This window comes from Microthrixaceae bacterium, assembly GCA_016702505.1.
GTDB lineage: Bacteria > Actinomycetota > Acidimicrobiia > Acidimicrobiales > Iamiaceae > Aquihabitans.
This window is the reverse complement of record JADJDU010000008.1, coordinates 220,195-234,134: the sequence shown is the minus strand read 5'-3', so window position 1 is coordinate 234,134 and position 13,940 is coordinate 220,195. Positions and strand designations below refer to the sequence as shown.

At 65.5% G+C, this 13,940-nt stretch carries 13 protein-coding genes and 1 pseudogene; 3 read left to right on the top strand and 11 right to left on the bottom strand.

Going from position 1 to position 13,940, the window contains the following annotated elements; genetic code table 11:
* The first annotated feature begins 553 nt into the window (after positions 1-553).
* From IPG97_09745 to IPG97_09735, 3 genes and pseudogenes are all read left to right on the top strand, one after another.
* A pseudogene (locus tag IPG97_09745) lies at positions 554-1,369 on the top strand (SDR family oxidoreductase).
* 1,668 nt (positions 1,370-3,037) lie between these two features.
* Positions 3,038-3,511: a hypothetical protein gene (locus IPG97_09740; protein MBK6856806.1), complete on the top strand. Its 474-nt coding sequence runs from the start codon at positions 3,038-3,040 to the stop codon at positions 3,509-3,511.
* A 155-nt stretch (positions 3,512-3,666) separates the two neighbouring features.
* Complete coding sequence (locus IPG97_09735; protein ID MBK6856805.1) at positions 3,667-4,209, top strand: hypothetical protein; 543 nt, start codon at positions 3,667-3,669, stop codon at positions 4,207-4,209.
* A 51-nt stretch (positions 4,210-4,260) separates the two neighbouring features.
* Here the strand turns inward: IPG97_09735 and IPG97_09730 are convergent, their stop codons facing one another.
* From IPG97_09730 to aroC, 11 genes are all read right to left on the bottom strand, one after another.
* Positions 4,261-5,559, bottom strand: a complete 1,299-nt coding sequence (locus IPG97_09730; GenBank protein MBK6856804.1) for a dihydroorotase — start codon at positions 5,557-5,559, stop codon at positions 4,261-4,263.
* A complete protein-coding gene (locus tag IPG97_09725) occupies positions 5,537-6,583 on the bottom strand; it encodes an aspartate carbamoyltransferase catalytic subunit (protein MBK6856803.1) in 1,047 nt (348 codons plus the stop codon). The genes IPG97_09730 and IPG97_09725 overlap by 23 nt, the downstream gene beginning before the upstream one ends.
* Complete coding sequence (gene pyrR / locus IPG97_09720; protein MBK6856802.1) at positions 6,580-7,146, bottom strand: bifunctional pyr operon transcriptional regulator/uracil phosphoribosyltransferase PyrR; 567 nt, start codon at positions 7,144-7,146, stop codon at positions 6,580-6,582. The genes IPG97_09725 and pyrR overlap by 4 nt, the downstream gene beginning before the upstream one ends.
* A gap of 85 nt (positions 7,147-7,231) precedes the next feature.
* Entirely contained in the window at positions 7,232-7,918 is a 687-nt protein-coding gene (locus IPG97_09715; GenBank protein ID MBK6856801.1) for a GNAT family N-acetyltransferase, read from the bottom strand.
* Positions 7,815-8,348 (bottom strand): transcription antitermination factor NusB, encoded by a 534-nt coding sequence (gene nusB / locus IPG97_09710; GenBank protein ID MBK6856800.1) that lies wholly within the window; start codon positions 8,346-8,348, stop codon positions 7,815-7,817. Before nusB ends, IPG97_09715 begins: the two co-directional genes overlap by 104 nt.
* Positions 8,349-8,354: 6 nt before the next feature.
* The gene (efp, locus tag IPG97_09705; protein MBK6856799.1) at positions 8,355-8,915 is read right to left on the bottom strand and encodes an elongation factor P; all 561 of its coding nucleotides are present in this window, start codon (positions 8,913-8,915) and stop codon (positions 8,355-8,357) included.
* 387 nt (positions 8,916-9,302) lie between these two features.
* Positions 9,303-10,397: an aminopeptidase P family protein gene (locus IPG97_09700; GenBank protein ID MBK6856798.1), complete on the bottom strand. Its 1,095-nt coding sequence runs from the start codon at positions 10,395-10,397 to the stop codon at positions 9,303-9,305.
* A 70-nt stretch (positions 10,398-10,467) separates the two neighbouring features.
* Complete coding sequence (locus IPG97_09695) at positions 10,468-10,923, bottom strand: 3-dehydroquinate dehydratase (GenBank protein MBK6856797.1); 456 nt, start codon at positions 10,921-10,923, stop codon at positions 10,468-10,470.
* Between the two features lie 243 nt (positions 10,924-11,166).
* Positions 11,167-12,168: a 3-dehydroquinate synthase gene (locus IPG97_09690; protein ID MBK6856796.1), complete on the bottom strand. Its 1,002-nt coding sequence runs from the start codon at positions 12,166-12,168 to the stop codon at positions 11,167-11,169.
* On the bottom strand, positions 12,165-12,734 hold the full coding sequence (locus tag IPG97_09685; GenBank protein MBK6856795.1) for an AAA family ATPase: 570 nt from the start codon (positions 12,732-12,734) through the stop codon (positions 12,165-12,167). Before IPG97_09685 ends, IPG97_09690 begins: the two co-directional genes overlap by 4 nt.
* Positions 12,727-13,914 (bottom strand): chorismate synthase, encoded by a 1,188-nt coding sequence (gene aroC / locus IPG97_09680; GenBank protein ID MBK6856794.1) that lies wholly within the window; start codon positions 13,912-13,914, stop codon positions 12,727-12,729. The genes IPG97_09685 and aroC overlap by 8 nt, the downstream gene beginning before the upstream one ends.
* Between the last annotated feature and the right edge of the window lie 26 nt (positions 13,915-13,940).

Genomic DNA, 13,940 nt, shown 5'->3' with positions numbered 1-13,940 from the left:
ACCGCCTGAACCCCGTCTCCGACGTAGGCCGCGGCCCGGTCCGCCCCCCAGGCCAGGTTCACTGCGGTGGGCCGGGCATCTCGTACGCGGGCCACCTGCCTGGCCAACTCCCCGGACGTCCAACCGCTCCGGGTCCCCTCGGCCACCGCCACGGCCACCCCGAATGCACCGGCGGCGCCGAGGGCTGGAGCCCCTGACCACCAGGCGCTCGATGGCGTCGACCACCTGATCGACGGTCGTGCACACCACCTGTTCCTCACGGCCGGGCAGAAGCGTCTGATCGATGAGCACCATGCCCGGCAGGACCCGTCCACCCAACCGACCGCCCGAATCTCTTCCAACCCCTGTCCCCTTCTTCACCGCCACCCAACGGAAGGCCCCGCACCGTAGCCGCGCCATCGCAAACGCCGGGTGGCTCTCGGCATTAGTCGGGCCAGGTCCCCGGGTTGCGGATGGTCAACGCTCGCCAGGGTCTGTCAAAGGGGGCAGGTCCAATACCGTCTGCGCAGCCAACTCGGCGGCATCGGTCCTCGACGGTCTCTAGGGTGCGGAGATGCCTCTGCCTCTACCCGCATCTGATCGGACCGCCATCGTCACCGGGGCTTCCTCGGGAATCGGTGAGGGGATCGCCAGAGAGCTGGCTCGACGTGGCCTGCAACGTGGTGCTGGTGGCTCGTTCGACGGACAAGTTGGAGGCCCTGGCGTCGGAGTTGTCCCGCGATGGCCGTCGGGCCGAGGTGTTGGGCGCCCACCTGTCCGATCGAGAGGTGCGGGCCGGCCTGACCGAGCGGGTGGAGGCGCTGGGCCTGACCCCCGACATCCTCGTCAACAACGCCGGGTTGTCCACCACCGGTCCGGTCCACGCTGCCGACCTGGCTGCCGAGATGAACATGATCGAGGTCGACGTGGTGGCGGTGGCCGACCTGTGCACCCGTTTCCTGCCCGGCATGGTGGAAAGGGACCGGGGAGCGATCCTCAATGTGGCCTCCACCGCCGCCTTTCAGCCACTCCCTGGTCAGGCCGGCTACGCCGCCTGCAAGGCGTTCGTCCTCTCCTACAGCCGGTCACTGCACGCCGAACTGGCTGGCACCGGCGTGTCGGTCACCGCTCTGTGCCCGGGCCCGGTCCACACCGGGTTCAGCGATGCTGCGGGCTTCACCAAAGAAGAAGCCGAAGGTGCGCTGCCCTCGTTCATGTGGGAGTCGGTCGAGTCGGTGGCCCGTTGCGGCATCAACGCCCTGGCCAAGGGCCACCCGGTGGCGATCCCCGGAACGGCAAACCAGTGGCAGCCATGGCCGCCCACCTCACCCCCAAGTCGATCCTGGCCCCACTCCTAGCCCGCCAGCACCCCGCCCTCCGCTCCCGTTGACCTGAAGGGTCCAAGCCCGAATCTGTGAAACCTGCAATGGCGTACTGGCCAGTGTTTCCCACCACGCCATAGTTCGTGACCTGACCTCGAGCTTCCCAGTCGTGTCCACGTCCGACTCAAGATCCGGCCCTCTGCCACCGTTGGAGCCCCTGCGGTACGCGTTCGCGCAGCTTGTTCGTGACCTGACGTCGAGCAGCCATGTCGATCTTGCCTTCCGTGAACCGGCAAGCGTTCTCCGGGGCCCGGGATCATGCGCTCAAAGTGCGTGAGGCATCAATCATCCCCAAGGGCTCAAAGTGTGTGAGGCAGGTCGAGTTCCTGTAAAGCGCAGATCAATGCACTACCATCCTCTGCTATGCGGGAACCACGGCACGGATAGCCTTGCGGAGTTAAACACCGGCCCAGCGAAGGTGGGTGGGCGAGTTCAACCGGTCATCGCGACAGCGTGATGGTAGTGGTGGGCGGCGGTGGTCCAGCCGAGTGAGCGTCGGGGGATGGTGTTGATGCGGTGGGCGATTCGGTCGAGGTCGGCTTGGTGTAGATCGAGAGGTCGGTGCCTTTGGGGAGCCAGCGTCGGATGAGGCCGTTGGTGTTCTCGTTGGTTGGGCGTTGCCATGGTTTGTAGGCGGCGAAGTAGATGTCGATTCCGGTGGCTTGGGCATGGCGGGTGGTTGGCCATCCGCTGCCGCGATCCCAGGTGAGGGTCAGTCCAGCTCGGGGATCGTTTCGAGGGTGGCGGTGAGGGCGTGTTGGGGCTCAAGGCGGTAGGCACAGTTGGGTGTCGTGGCGGGCGAGCCACAGGTACCGGTTTGCGGTCGACGAGGGTGATGATGGCGGACTGGTGCGGGCGCCGATGATCTGGTCGCCTTCGAGGTGACCGACCTCTGCCCATGCCTCGGCGGCGGGTGGGCGGTTGTGGATGATGTGAACTGGCCGAGAACGCTGGATCGTTGCTGGCTATGGCGTTGACCGGTGTGTCGGCGTCGTGGACGACGGCGGTGCAACATCTTGACCCGGTGGGCGGCCGTGACGTTTCGGGGCGTAGACGCCCTGGTAGATCGTTTCGTGGGAGATGTTGGCGGTGTAGCCGTGGAGGCCTTGGGCCAACTCCGATCGAGATCGTCATCGGCGAATCTCCGGCCACGAGACGTTGGTCACCCGCCACGCCAGTTCGGGTTCAGCGACCAGCATCGGTGCTTTGTCGCAATCGTGCCTGTCAGCTCGGACCTGCGCTTTGTCGGGTACGCGGCTCGGCCACCGTTGCAGGCGATCCGCGTCCGATCGTGCTGCGATGACGTCCCAGCCCGCAGGCATACAGGCGTCAGGTCACCGCGTTCGATCCCAGCGCGGATTTGCTCAGATGACAGGCGCGGTGAGGGGTTAGCTGGCATGCTGGGACTCTCCATCGGTTCAGGGTGCAGACAGCGGCCATCATGGCCGCCATCACGCTCTGACCGGTGGAGACCCATCACCTCACGGTGTTGCCGTCACCCCTTGAACCCGCCGTGTCGCGACTCGGTTAGGAGGCTTCTCCTGACAATTGTGACGCTATCCGCGCTTCCTTCCTGTTATGACGGGATCTTTCCAACTGCGAACCTTCGCGGCGGAAACACGAGGTGCGATACCAACCAGATATGCCTTCAGGACAATTTGGGCGTATCGTACTACGTGGATCCGGCGACGCTTCCGTGGAGTGTTAACCCCGCCCACGCCGTGATGAGTCATATCGGCGATACAGACTTGAATACCGCCGTCACCAGTTCACCAATTTATGACGCAGCCGGGAATGGCGAAACGGACATAATCATTCGCCCAGACAACCACCGGCTTCCGGCCAACTTTGCGGGCGCTGGATTCTGTGAGAACGTCTCCGATGCCGGAGCTGGCCTTTGTGATCAGCTTTATCTTGAATTGAACGAAGACGCCTATTGCGCAGCGCAGGGCAACCGTTGCGGCACATATGACGCGATGCACGAACTGATATGCCATGAGGCGGGCCACACGGTCGGATTGGTCCACGCTGGAGATGCTTCACCGCCCCAAGCACCCGATAGCGCTGCCCTTGGCTGCATGGGCAATGCCCTACCTCCGCGTAAGTACCTAGGTGAGACGAACTTCACGCTGATCAACGGAGCATACTGATGTCAAGAAGGGGAGACCGAATGCTCACGAGACCTACTATGGTTTGCATTGCTCTAGCGGTGATCGCCTCGCTTTCAACATCTGCGTGCGGCTCAGCCTCAAAGTCAGGCGGCCGACGACCGACAGGAGCTGTCGAGTTCCAAGGGATGTCTCTCATGCCAGTCGATGAGATCAACGACATTGTTGACTACACAGAGGTCGTCGCAGTTGTGACCGTCACTGCTGAGATTTTTGAGGAGCTTCCAGCAAACGACGATCAACCTGTCTTTTTCAAGCGGTTCCTGCATGTGTCCGTTGACGAAATCCTGCTCGATACCGGAGTGGCGATTGAGACATCTGTCACACTTCAGGTCCTAGGTGCCTTCAAGTCGGACGGTGAGCTACTACAGGAAACGGTTGACGGTGCGCCTCACATTGAGGTTGGGCGCCAGTACGTTGTCTCTCTCATTCGCGATGGTGATTACTGGATACCGCAAGATCCAATGGCAGTGTTTGAGTATCCCGATGGACGCGTCTCCATGAAAGGCCACAGGCAGGCCCAAACTATCCCGATCGATGGTTTGACATCCAGTGAGCTTCGACCACTCTTGACGCAGACTCCGAGAGACACGATCGCTGAGGAGTATCTCGAGCTTCCTTCACTGGAGAGGTCGGCCGCGGTTGCAGAGGAGAGGTCAGAAGGAGACTCAGCCAATTGAGGCCGTCCCAATAGCGCTCAGCTACACCGAGGCGAACCTCGATCTGACCGATTAGCGTTGGGGCTCACCCGCCATCACCACCGGCTCACCGTGGAGAAGGGTGTGACGGACCTTGCCACGCACCTCGCGGCCTTCGTAGGGGGTGTTGCGGCTGCGGCTGGCCATGTCGTCGGCCCGCACGGTCCATGTGGCCTCGGGGTCGAACACACACAGGTTCGCTGGTTCACCAGCGGCGATCGGTCGGCCGTGGCGGTCCTCAACCCCGGCCACTCGGGCCGGGTTCCACGACAACGCAGCCAGCACCTGACCGACGGGCATGTCCAACTCGGTGAGAGCCAAGGCCAGAGCGGTCTCGAGGCCCAGCATGCCGGGAGGGGCCTGGTCAAATGGCAGCTCCTTGCTCTCAGGAGTGTGGGGAGCATGGTCGGTGGCGATGGTGGCGATCGTCCCGTCGGCCAACCCGGCCCGGAGCGCATCCACATCCGCGGCGGTCCGCAACGGCGGGTTCACCTTGAACACCGGGTCGTAGGAGGCGCACTCGGCGTGGGTGAGGGTGAAGTGATGGGGCGTGGCTTCAGCAGTGACCGGTAGTCCTGCCGCGACTGCGTCTCGGATCATGGCCACCGAACGGGCGGTGGACATGTGCTGGAAGTGGATGCGACATCCGGTGAGGCGAGCAAGGGCGATGTCGCGCATGACCATCAACTCCTCGGCCTCAGCAGGCTGACCGGCGATACCGAGACGAGCCGACCACTCCCCCTCGTGCATGTGGCCGCCGCCGCACAGGGCATCGTCCTCGCAATGCTGCGCCAGGGTCACGCCGAGGCCCACGGCGTACTCCATGGCCCGACGCATCAGGCGGTTGTCCTGCACCCCGGCACCATCGTCGGTGAATACCTTCACCCCGAGCTCGGCCATCTCGGCCATGGGGGCGAGCTGCTCTCCAGCCCGCCCCACGGTGATGGCACCCGACGTGTACACGTCACACGGTGCAGTCCGCCCAAGTTCGAGGACCTGGCGAACCACCGCAGCACTGTCGATGGCCGGGGTGGTGTTTGGCATGGCCAACACCGCGGTGTAGCCGCCGAGGGCTGCCCCTCGCGCCCCCGTCTCCACCGTCTCGGCCTCCTCCTTGCCCGGCTCACGCAGGTGGGTGTGCACATCCACCAGGCCGGGGGCCACGATGCAACCGGCGGCGTCGAGGGTTCGGTCCGCGCTCAGGTCCGGACCTACCGCCTTCACCACGCCGTCGACCACGACGACGTCGGCGACACGCTCGCCGCTGGCATCGATCACGGTTCCGCCCTTGATCACGATCGTCGGCCGGTCAGCCACGGGAACTCTCCTCATCGGTGGGGGTGGCACCTACGGCGCCCGTCGGTTCGGGGGACGCATCGAGGCCCAACTGCGTCGAGGCGGTCGGGTCGTCGTTGCGGTGTTCGGGGTTCACCAGCCCGGCACCGGCTCCCAGCAACAGGTACAGCACGGCCATACGCACCGCCACGCCGTTGCGGACCTGGTCCAGGATCAGCGAACAGGGCAGGTCTGCCACCTCCGCCGCGATCTCCACGCCCCTGTTCATGGGACCGGGATGCATCACCACGGCCTCGGGTCGCAACAGAGCCGCCCGCCTAGTGGTGAGTCCATAGGTGGCGGTGTATTCGCGCAACGACGGCAAGAGGGCTTCGGTCATCCGCTCACGTTGCATGCGCAGGAGGTAGGCCACGTCCACGGTGGGCAGCACTGCGTCGATGTCGTGGCTCACCTTCACCGGCCAACCCTCCAGGCTCGGCGGCAGCAGGGTGGGAGGCGCCACCAGGGTCACCTCGGCGCCGAGAGCGGTGAAAGCCTCGACATCGGAGCGTGCCACCCGACTGTGCTTGATGTCGCCGATGATGGCGATGTGGCGACCGGCGACTCCACCGAGGTGCTGACGGATCGTGTAGCAGTCCAGCAGTGCTTGGGTTGGGTGCTGGTGCCAGCCGTCACCAGCGTTGATGACCGCGGCATCGACCCAGTCGGCAATGCGGTGGGGCGCGCCGGCCGAGGCGTGACGGACGACGATGGCGTCGATGCCCATGGCCTCGATGGTGCGGGCCGTGTCCCGGAGTGACTCGCCTTTCTTGACCGACGACGAACTGACCGAGAAGTTCATGGTGTCAGCCGACAACCGCTTGGCCGCGGTCTCGAACGACAGCCGAGTGCGAGTGGAGTCCTCGTAGAACAACCACGCAACCGTTCGGCCTCGCAGCGCAGGAACCTTGGGGATGGCTCGCTCCGACACCTCCACGAAGGAGTCGGTGAGCCGCAACACCTCCTCGATGCCCTCGGCTCCGCCCAGGTCTCCCACCTCGAGAAGGTGTCGGCCGATCATCGCAACATCTCCCCCAGGTCGACGCCGTCCGCGTGAACATCCACCACTTCGTCGCGCCGCGTCGGCAGGTTCTTACCGACGTAATCGGGTCTGATCGGTAGTTCCCGGTGACCTCGATCGACCATCACCGCGAGCTGCACCGCCCGGGGCCGGCCGTAGTCGGCCAAAGCGTTCAGGGCGGCACGAATCGTTCGACCGGTGAACAGCACGTCGTCACACAAGATCACGACCCGACCATCGAGGTTCCAGGGGATCTCGGTCACCGCTTCGGGTAGGACCGGGCGCAGCCCAATGTCGTCGCGGTAGAACGCCACATCCAGGCTGCCGATGTCGACCGGTTCATCGGTGATCGACACCAGTGCATCAGCGAGGGCAGCGGCGATCGGTACGCCGCCGGTCTGGAGCCCGATCAGCGCCACATCCAGGGCACCGTGGTTGGCTTCCACCACCTCGTGAGCCATCCGCCATATGGCCCGCTGCAGGTCGGCACGTTCCATCACGCGGGTTCGGGCCCGGAACACCCCACCGTAGGGAGGAGCCTGTCTTCTCTCTCGTTCGGCCATCGGCCTCGCTTCCTGTCCGTACGGGCCTCACCGGACCCGTTTCACGGTCAGTCCGACACGCTACCAGCGTGGCCCAGCCACGTGATCAGAGCGGCGGCGGCTGGTCGGCCACCCACACGATGGTGCCGTCAGGCAGTTCACCGGCCCGCTGGAACCCGCTTCGCTCCACCACCGCACCCGATCTGGGGTTGTCCGGATGGATGCGGGCGAAGACCCGCTTCACGTTCTGCACGTTCAGCAGCCAATCGGTGAAGGCGTCCACCGCATGGGTGGCCCGGCCCTCCCCTCGCACTCCGGGGAACAGCCAAAAGCCGAGTTCGCACCACCGCTTGGTGGGTTCGGCCATTGTCACGCCGACCTCGCCGAGGATTACCTCGGGGCTGCCGAGCTCGAAGATGGCCAAGTCCAGGGCCAGACCGGCATCTCGCCGCTCGGGTTCGGCGGCGATCCAGGCTGCGGCCGCATCTCGATCGGCATCGGCGGGTACCGCGCAGAACCGGGCTATGTCCGCTTCGGCCCAGGCCGCGGCCAGAAACTCCCCGTCCTTGGGGGTAGCCCCCCAGGGGCGCAGCGCGATCGACCCGCGAGACAGCGGAGGCCATGGCAGTGGGAACGGCTCGTTGGTCGGAGCTTCTTCGGCGGAGCCGTCTGTGTGGGTGTCTATGGCGTCATTCTGGCTGATCGTCGCGAACCTCGCGGGCCACCGCGCCCAGCATCCCGTTGATGAAACGGTGCGAGTCGTCGGTGGAGTACCGCTTGGCCAGTTCGACAGCTTCGGAGATGCAGGCCCCGACGGGAACGTCGGTCCAGGTCAACTCGAAGGCACCGATGCGAAGTAGTGCCCGGTCTATGGCCGGCATCCGCTCCAGCGTCCACCCAGTGGCGAGGCGTTCGATCTGGTCATCGAGTTCGCTCTGGTGCGATCCCACCCCGACGATCAGATCACGGGTGAAGGCATCGGGGGCCAAGGGCAGTCCGTCGAGGATGGCCGACAACGGGTTCAGCTCCCGCTGCTCGGCCTCGAACAGCAGCGCCAGCGCCCGCTCCCGACCCTCTCGTCGGGTGCCGACACCGTCGAAGCCAGACACCCGGGTCACGCCGGGCGCGGCCTCGACCTCGGCCTCATCGGGGACGACTTCGAACGCCTCTATGACGTCGTCGTCTTCGAGGCCCAGTTCGGGCGGAACAGAGGCGTCTGACACGTCGGCCTAGGCGCGGGTGATGTAGTCGCCGGTACGGGTGTCGACCCGGAGCTTGTCTCCGATGTTGACGAACAACGGCACCTGTACGACCTTGCCGGTCTCGAGGGTGGCCGGCTTGCGGGCACCGGACACACGATCGCCCTGCACGCCTGGTTCAGTTTCGGTCACCACCAGCTCCACCGCTGCGGGCAGGTCCACCCCGACGATCTCGTCGCCGTACATCTGGAGCACGGCCGAATCGGACTCCCGCAGGTAGTCAGCCGCCGAACCCAGCGAGGCTGGGGCCACGTTGAGTTGCTCATAGGTCTCGTTGTCCATGAACACGTAGTCGGCGCCATCTCGGTACAGGTACTGCATGTCGCGCTTGTCGATCATGGCCTGTTCGACCTTTTCACCGGCACGGAAGGTCTTGTCGAGCTGGTTCCCGGTGCGAACGTTGCGCAACGTGGTCCGCACGAAAGCACCACCCTTGCCCGGCTTCACATGCTGGAACTCGACCACCTGGTACAGCCCCTCGGGAAGGTTGAGGCTCATTCCATTCTTGAGGTCGTTGGTGGTGATGGCCATCGAAGGCTCCTCCGCGCTTGTCTGACGGTTCGGACTCGGCGCCCGGGAACCGACAACGCTACCGGAGACCGACCACGGGCTCCGAGCCGGCCCACGTCATCGTCGGTCGACCTCGACCAGCGGGTAGGTCACATCTCGTCCTGGTCACAGGGTCGACTCGCCTCCTTAGCTTAGAGGCCGACGTCTTCGTTGCTGCGACCGGCAGAGCCGATCTCCGCAGGTCGGGGGCTCCGCCACAAAGGGCTCTGCCCCCTAACCCTCGCCCAGCCCTCCCGTTTCCGGCTCGTCAGCCAGACCAGCACCATCGGTGGCCGAACAGAGAGCCGGCTTTGCCGGGGTGACCAGGAAGGATCGAGCACAAGCCACATCCGGTCGGTGGATCGAGGCTTAGACCATCGGGTCCTTGGGAGCGTGGGTGAGGGGTCGGCAGCCGTCCGCTGTCACCAAGACGGTGTCCTCGATACGCACTCCCCCGTGCTCGGGCAGGTACACACCGGGCTCCACCGTCACGACCTGGCCCTCTCGAAGGGGGTCTGTCAAACCATCTCCCACAGTTGGTGCCTCGTGGATGTCCAGCCCGACACCGTGACCGGTGCCGTGGACGAAGGCTGCGGCCCAGCCGGCGTCTGCGATGATTTGACGACAGGTTGCGTCGACCTCCCCGGTTGTCACGCCCGCGGCCACGGCGGCAACGCCTGCGGCCTGAGATTCCCGGACTACATCGAACATGCGTCGCGTGGTCTCCGACGGTTCCCCGATCATCACCGTCCGGGTCATGTCGGAGTGGTAGCCGTCTATCAGGGCGCCGAAGTCGATCACCACCAGATCCCCCTCCGACAGGACCATGGACCCGGGTCGGTGATGGGGTCGAGCCCCGTTGGCTCCGGCCGCCACGATCGTCTCGAAGCTGAGGTCATCCGCGCCGAGGCGACGCATGGCCGTGTCCAGTTCGAGCCCGAACTCGGCTTCGGTCGGCCCATCGGCGAGGCGGTTGCGGACCTCGGCTAGGGCGGCATCGGCGATGGCCGCCGCCGCCTCGATCCGGGCCACTTCCCCGGCATCCTTGACTATGCGCAGGTCCTCCACCATCGCCTCGGTGGAAACCAGGACACCCTGGATCGAAGCGAGCAGTTCTGCGTAGGCCTGTTGGGCCGACCAGGTGACCGACGCGGCCTCCAGACCGAGGCGGATACCGACTCCAAGTCCTTCGAGGCTTGCCGTCAGGGCTTCCTTCTGGCCGGCGGCACCGGCCACCTCCAAGTCGGCTACGACGCCGGCGTCATCGAGTTGGGCTTGGGCCTGTTCGCCGTAGCGGCCGTCGGTCAGGAGCGTCACACCGTCGGTGGAGATGAGTAGGCGTCCGGCCGAACCGGTGAACCCGCTCAGGTAGCGAACGTTGGTGAGGTTCGTGACCAACAATGCGTCAACGCCGGCCTCATCCAATCGGGCCTGCAAGCGGGGCAGGCGGGCCGTGATGTCCATGGCGGGCAACGAGGTTCGGTCCATCACCAGATCCTCGCAGAAGCGGTCATGGTTTCCACCGAACTGGGGCTCACCGCCCGAGCAGGGCCGCCACCGCTTCGATGGCCAAGCGGTAGCTGTGGCCACCGAAACCGGCGATGGTGCCGGCCGCCACGGGAGCCACCACCGAGGTATGACGCCACGGCTCCCGGGCATTCGGGTTGGACAGGTGGAGCTCGACCACAGGACCCTCGAATGCTGCCAGGGCATCGTGGATCGACCATGCGTAGTGGGTGAAGGCGCCCGGGTTGACGACGATCGCTGCCGCCCGACCGCGTGCTGAGTGGATGGCCTCGACCAGTTCACCTTCGAAGTTGGTCTGTAGGTGTTCCAGGGCAATTCCATGGCTGGCTGCGGCCGCTTCTGCGGTGGCAACGTGATCTTCAAGCGTGGCCGTTCCGTACACCGCCGGCTCTCGCTGGCCCAACAGGTTCAGGTTGGGACCCGACAACAGGAGGACCACAGGCTGGTCCGAGACGTTGGTCATGTCCCCATCCTCGCCCATGGCAGGCCGCCGAGGGGGGAACCCGTATCTGGTGGCGTAGTCAGGCGCCGGTGCGTACCAAGGCTTAGGACCGCGCGGATAGGTCCAGTCGTCGTCGCTGCGAGGGTGGTCAGACCGAGGCTTCGCCTCGGTTTAGCCATGCCGTGCTTATGGGTCGGTCCGCCCATCGGCGTACCTCCTTGGCCTGTATTCGCCGGAAGGCGCTGCCTATCGGTGGATACAGGCTTAGAGCACGGCGTCCATCGCCGCCCGGAGAAGCGCAGCATCGGTGATCTTCACCGGTTCAACTCCAGCGGGCCCGTCCAAAACGAAGGTGAGGGCGTCGACCGCCTTCTTGTCTCGGGCGAACAGGGCGATCAGTTCCTCGGGGTCCAGGCCCGGTGGGATCGTCATCGGGAGGTCGTATGCGCCCACCACCTTGCGGTGTTCGGCCACCCGGTCGGCATCAATTCGGCCCAGGAGGCGGGAAACCTCGGCGGCGTAGATGAGACCGATCGCGACTGCCTCACCATGTCGAAGGTCGTAGCTACCGGCCGTCTCCAGTGCGTGACCGAGGGTATGACCGTAGTTGAGGATCGCTCGCCGACCCGCTTCGCGCTCATCGGAACCGACCACGTCGGCCTTGCAGCGCACGCAGGCCGCCACCGCCTGATCCAGGGGTAGATCGGCCAGGTCTGGCACACCGAGAAATGCGTATTTGGCCATCTCACCGAGACCGTTGCGGTATTCCCGGGGCGCCAGCGTGGACAGCACCTCGGTGTCGCACAGGACGGCAGACGGCTGCCAGAAGGAGCCGACCAGGTTTTTGCCTTCGGGCAGGTTCACTCCGGTCTTCCCACCGATGGCAGCATCGATCTGACCGAGAAGCGTGGTAGCCACGTGAACGACCGAGATCCCACGGTGATACACGGCTGCCGCAAAACCGGCGGTGTCGGTCACGACGCCACCACCCACGGCCACGACGCAGTCACCTCGGGTCAGGCCCCACCGAGCCCAATCCCGGCACAGGTCCTCGACCGTGCCGAGGTTCTTGGCCGCTTCGCCCTCACCCATGGCAAACGTGCGATGGTCCACACCAGGATCGACCTCGACGGGAATCGACGGCTGGCTCACGACCGCAACCCGGCGGACTCCAGAGGGGATCACCTCGGACAACCGGTGCCGAGCACCGTCGCCCACCAGCACCGGGTAGGACCGGTCTGCCAGCGGTACCTCGATCTCGATCATTTCCTGTCGACCTCCAACTCGGCCAGCGCCTCTACGACCTGCTCCGCGATGCGCCACTTGGGTCTGGTCCCGGCCTCGTGGGCCGGGCGGACCTCGACGATGGCGTCAGCGACCTCCCGATACAAGGCGTCTCTGTCCTCATGCATCTTGGTCAAGACCACCAAGGGGTCGTCGGTCAGTAGTGGGCGATGCGGCTTGCGCTGGGTCCGAGAAGCCAGAAACGCCGGATCGGCGTGGAGGTACACCACGGCCACATCCCCTGCACGGAGCCGGTCTCGGTTCGCGGGGGTCACCACCACGCCACCACCAGCACCCACCACCGTCGGATGTTGACCGGCTTCGGCCAGTAGTTCGGCCAAGAGATCGGCCTCGGCCTGACGGAACGCCGCCTCGCCATCGGTGGCGAACCACTCGGCCACCGACCGACCCGACCTCGCTTCCAGTTCGACGTCACAGTCCACGAAGCGCCAGTCGAGCAGCCTGGCCACCTTCTTGCCGACGGTGGTCTTACCCGATCCCATCAGGCCGACCAGCACCACCGCCACGGTCGGGACGTCTTCAGGCACCGACAGGACCGGCGGCCAGCGCCGACACGAAGGATCGATGGTTCCTGACCATCTCCTCAACGGAGTCCCCGCCGAACTTGCGGGTGGCCTCTTGGGCCAACACCAGGGCGACCATGGTCTCGACCACCACGCCCAAGGCCGGCACTGCGGTGACGTCGGTGCGTTCCTTGAAGGACACGCCCGGTTCCTTGGTGGCGGTATCCACGGTGGCCAAGGTGGGTCGGTTGAGGGTGGCGAGCGGTTTCATGGCGGCTCTGACCAGGATCGGCTCACCGTTGGAGATGCCCCCTTCCACCCCCCCGGCGAGCATCGAGCCTCGCTCGTATCCGCCATCGGCTGACCACGTGATCGGGTCGTGGGCCTCGCTACCCCTCCGACCCGCAACGTCGAACCCGTCTCCGATCTCCACGCCTTTCACAGCCTGGATGCTCATTACGGCCTGGGCCAGCGCGGCATCGAGCTTGCGGTCCCAGTGAACGTGGCTACCGAGCCCGATCGGTGCTCCGTAGGCGATCGCCTCCACCACGCCGCCGAGTGAGTCGCCCTCCCGTGCTGCTTCCTTGATCTCGTTGACCATGGCCTGGGCGGCAACGGGATCGACGCAGCGAACCTCGTTGGCATCGACGAGGTCGAGGTCTCCCGGTCCGGGCCGATGTGTCGTCGAGGAACGCGCCGCGCCCATCTGGATCACGTGGGACACGATCTGGACCCCGATGGAAGCCAGCAGCTTCTTGGCTACCGCCCCCGCCGCGACGCGCGCTGCAGTCTCGCGAGCCGAGGCCCGTTCGAGCACGTCACGGGCGTCAGTGAACCCGTACTTCTGCATGCCGGGAAGGTCGGCGTGACCAGGACGAACCTGGGTGAGCGGGGCCTGAGTGGGACCGTCTTCGCCCCGAGGTGACATCTCGCGCTGCCACTTGTCGGGGTCTCGGTTCCACTCTGAGTTGGCGATCTCGATGGCCACAGGGGAGCCCAACGTCCGGCCGTGACGTACGCCGCCTACCAGCGTGACCACGTCCTGTTCGAAGCGCATCCGAGGTCCACGCCCGTAGCCGAGCCGCCGTCGAGCCAGTTCATGGCCGATCTCCTCGGTGGAGATCTCCAGTCCGGCCGGCAGCCCTTCGATGACCACGACGAGGGCGGGACCGTGAGATTCGCCGGCGGTTAGGTAGCGGAGCACGGGGGCCACGCTACCGGGGCACCCGT

Coding starts and splice junctions, on each gene's coding strand:
- IPG97_09735 (MBK6856805.1), top strand. CDS start 3,667: ATGCCAGTCGATGAGATCAACGACATTGTTGACTACACAGAGGTCGTC.
- IPG97_09730 (MBK6856804.1), bottom strand. CDS start 5,559: ATGAGGAGAGTTCCCGTGGCTGACCGGCCGACGATCGTGATCAAGGGC.
- IPG97_09725 (MBK6856803.1), bottom strand. CDS start 6,583: ATGATCGGCCGACACCTTCTCGAGGTGGGAGACCTGGGCGGAGCCGAG.
- pyrR (MBK6856802.1), bottom strand. CDS start 7,146: ATGGCCGAACGAGAGAGAAGACAGGCTCCTCCCTACGGTGGGGTGTTC.
- efp (MBK6856799.1), bottom strand. CDS start 8,915: ATGGCCATCACCACCAACGACCTCAAGAATGGAATGAGCCTCAACCTT.
- IPG97_09700 (MBK6856798.1), bottom strand. CDS start 10,397: ATGGACATCACGGCCCGCCTGCCCCGCTTGCAGGCCCGATTGGATGAG.
- IPG97_09695 (MBK6856797.1), bottom strand. CDS start 10,923: ATGACCAACGTCTCGGACCAGCCTGTGGTCCTCCTGTTGTCGGGTCCC.
- IPG97_09690 (MBK6856796.1), bottom strand. CDS start 12,168: ATGATCGAGATCGAGGTACCGCTGGCAGACCGGTCCTACCCGGTGCTG.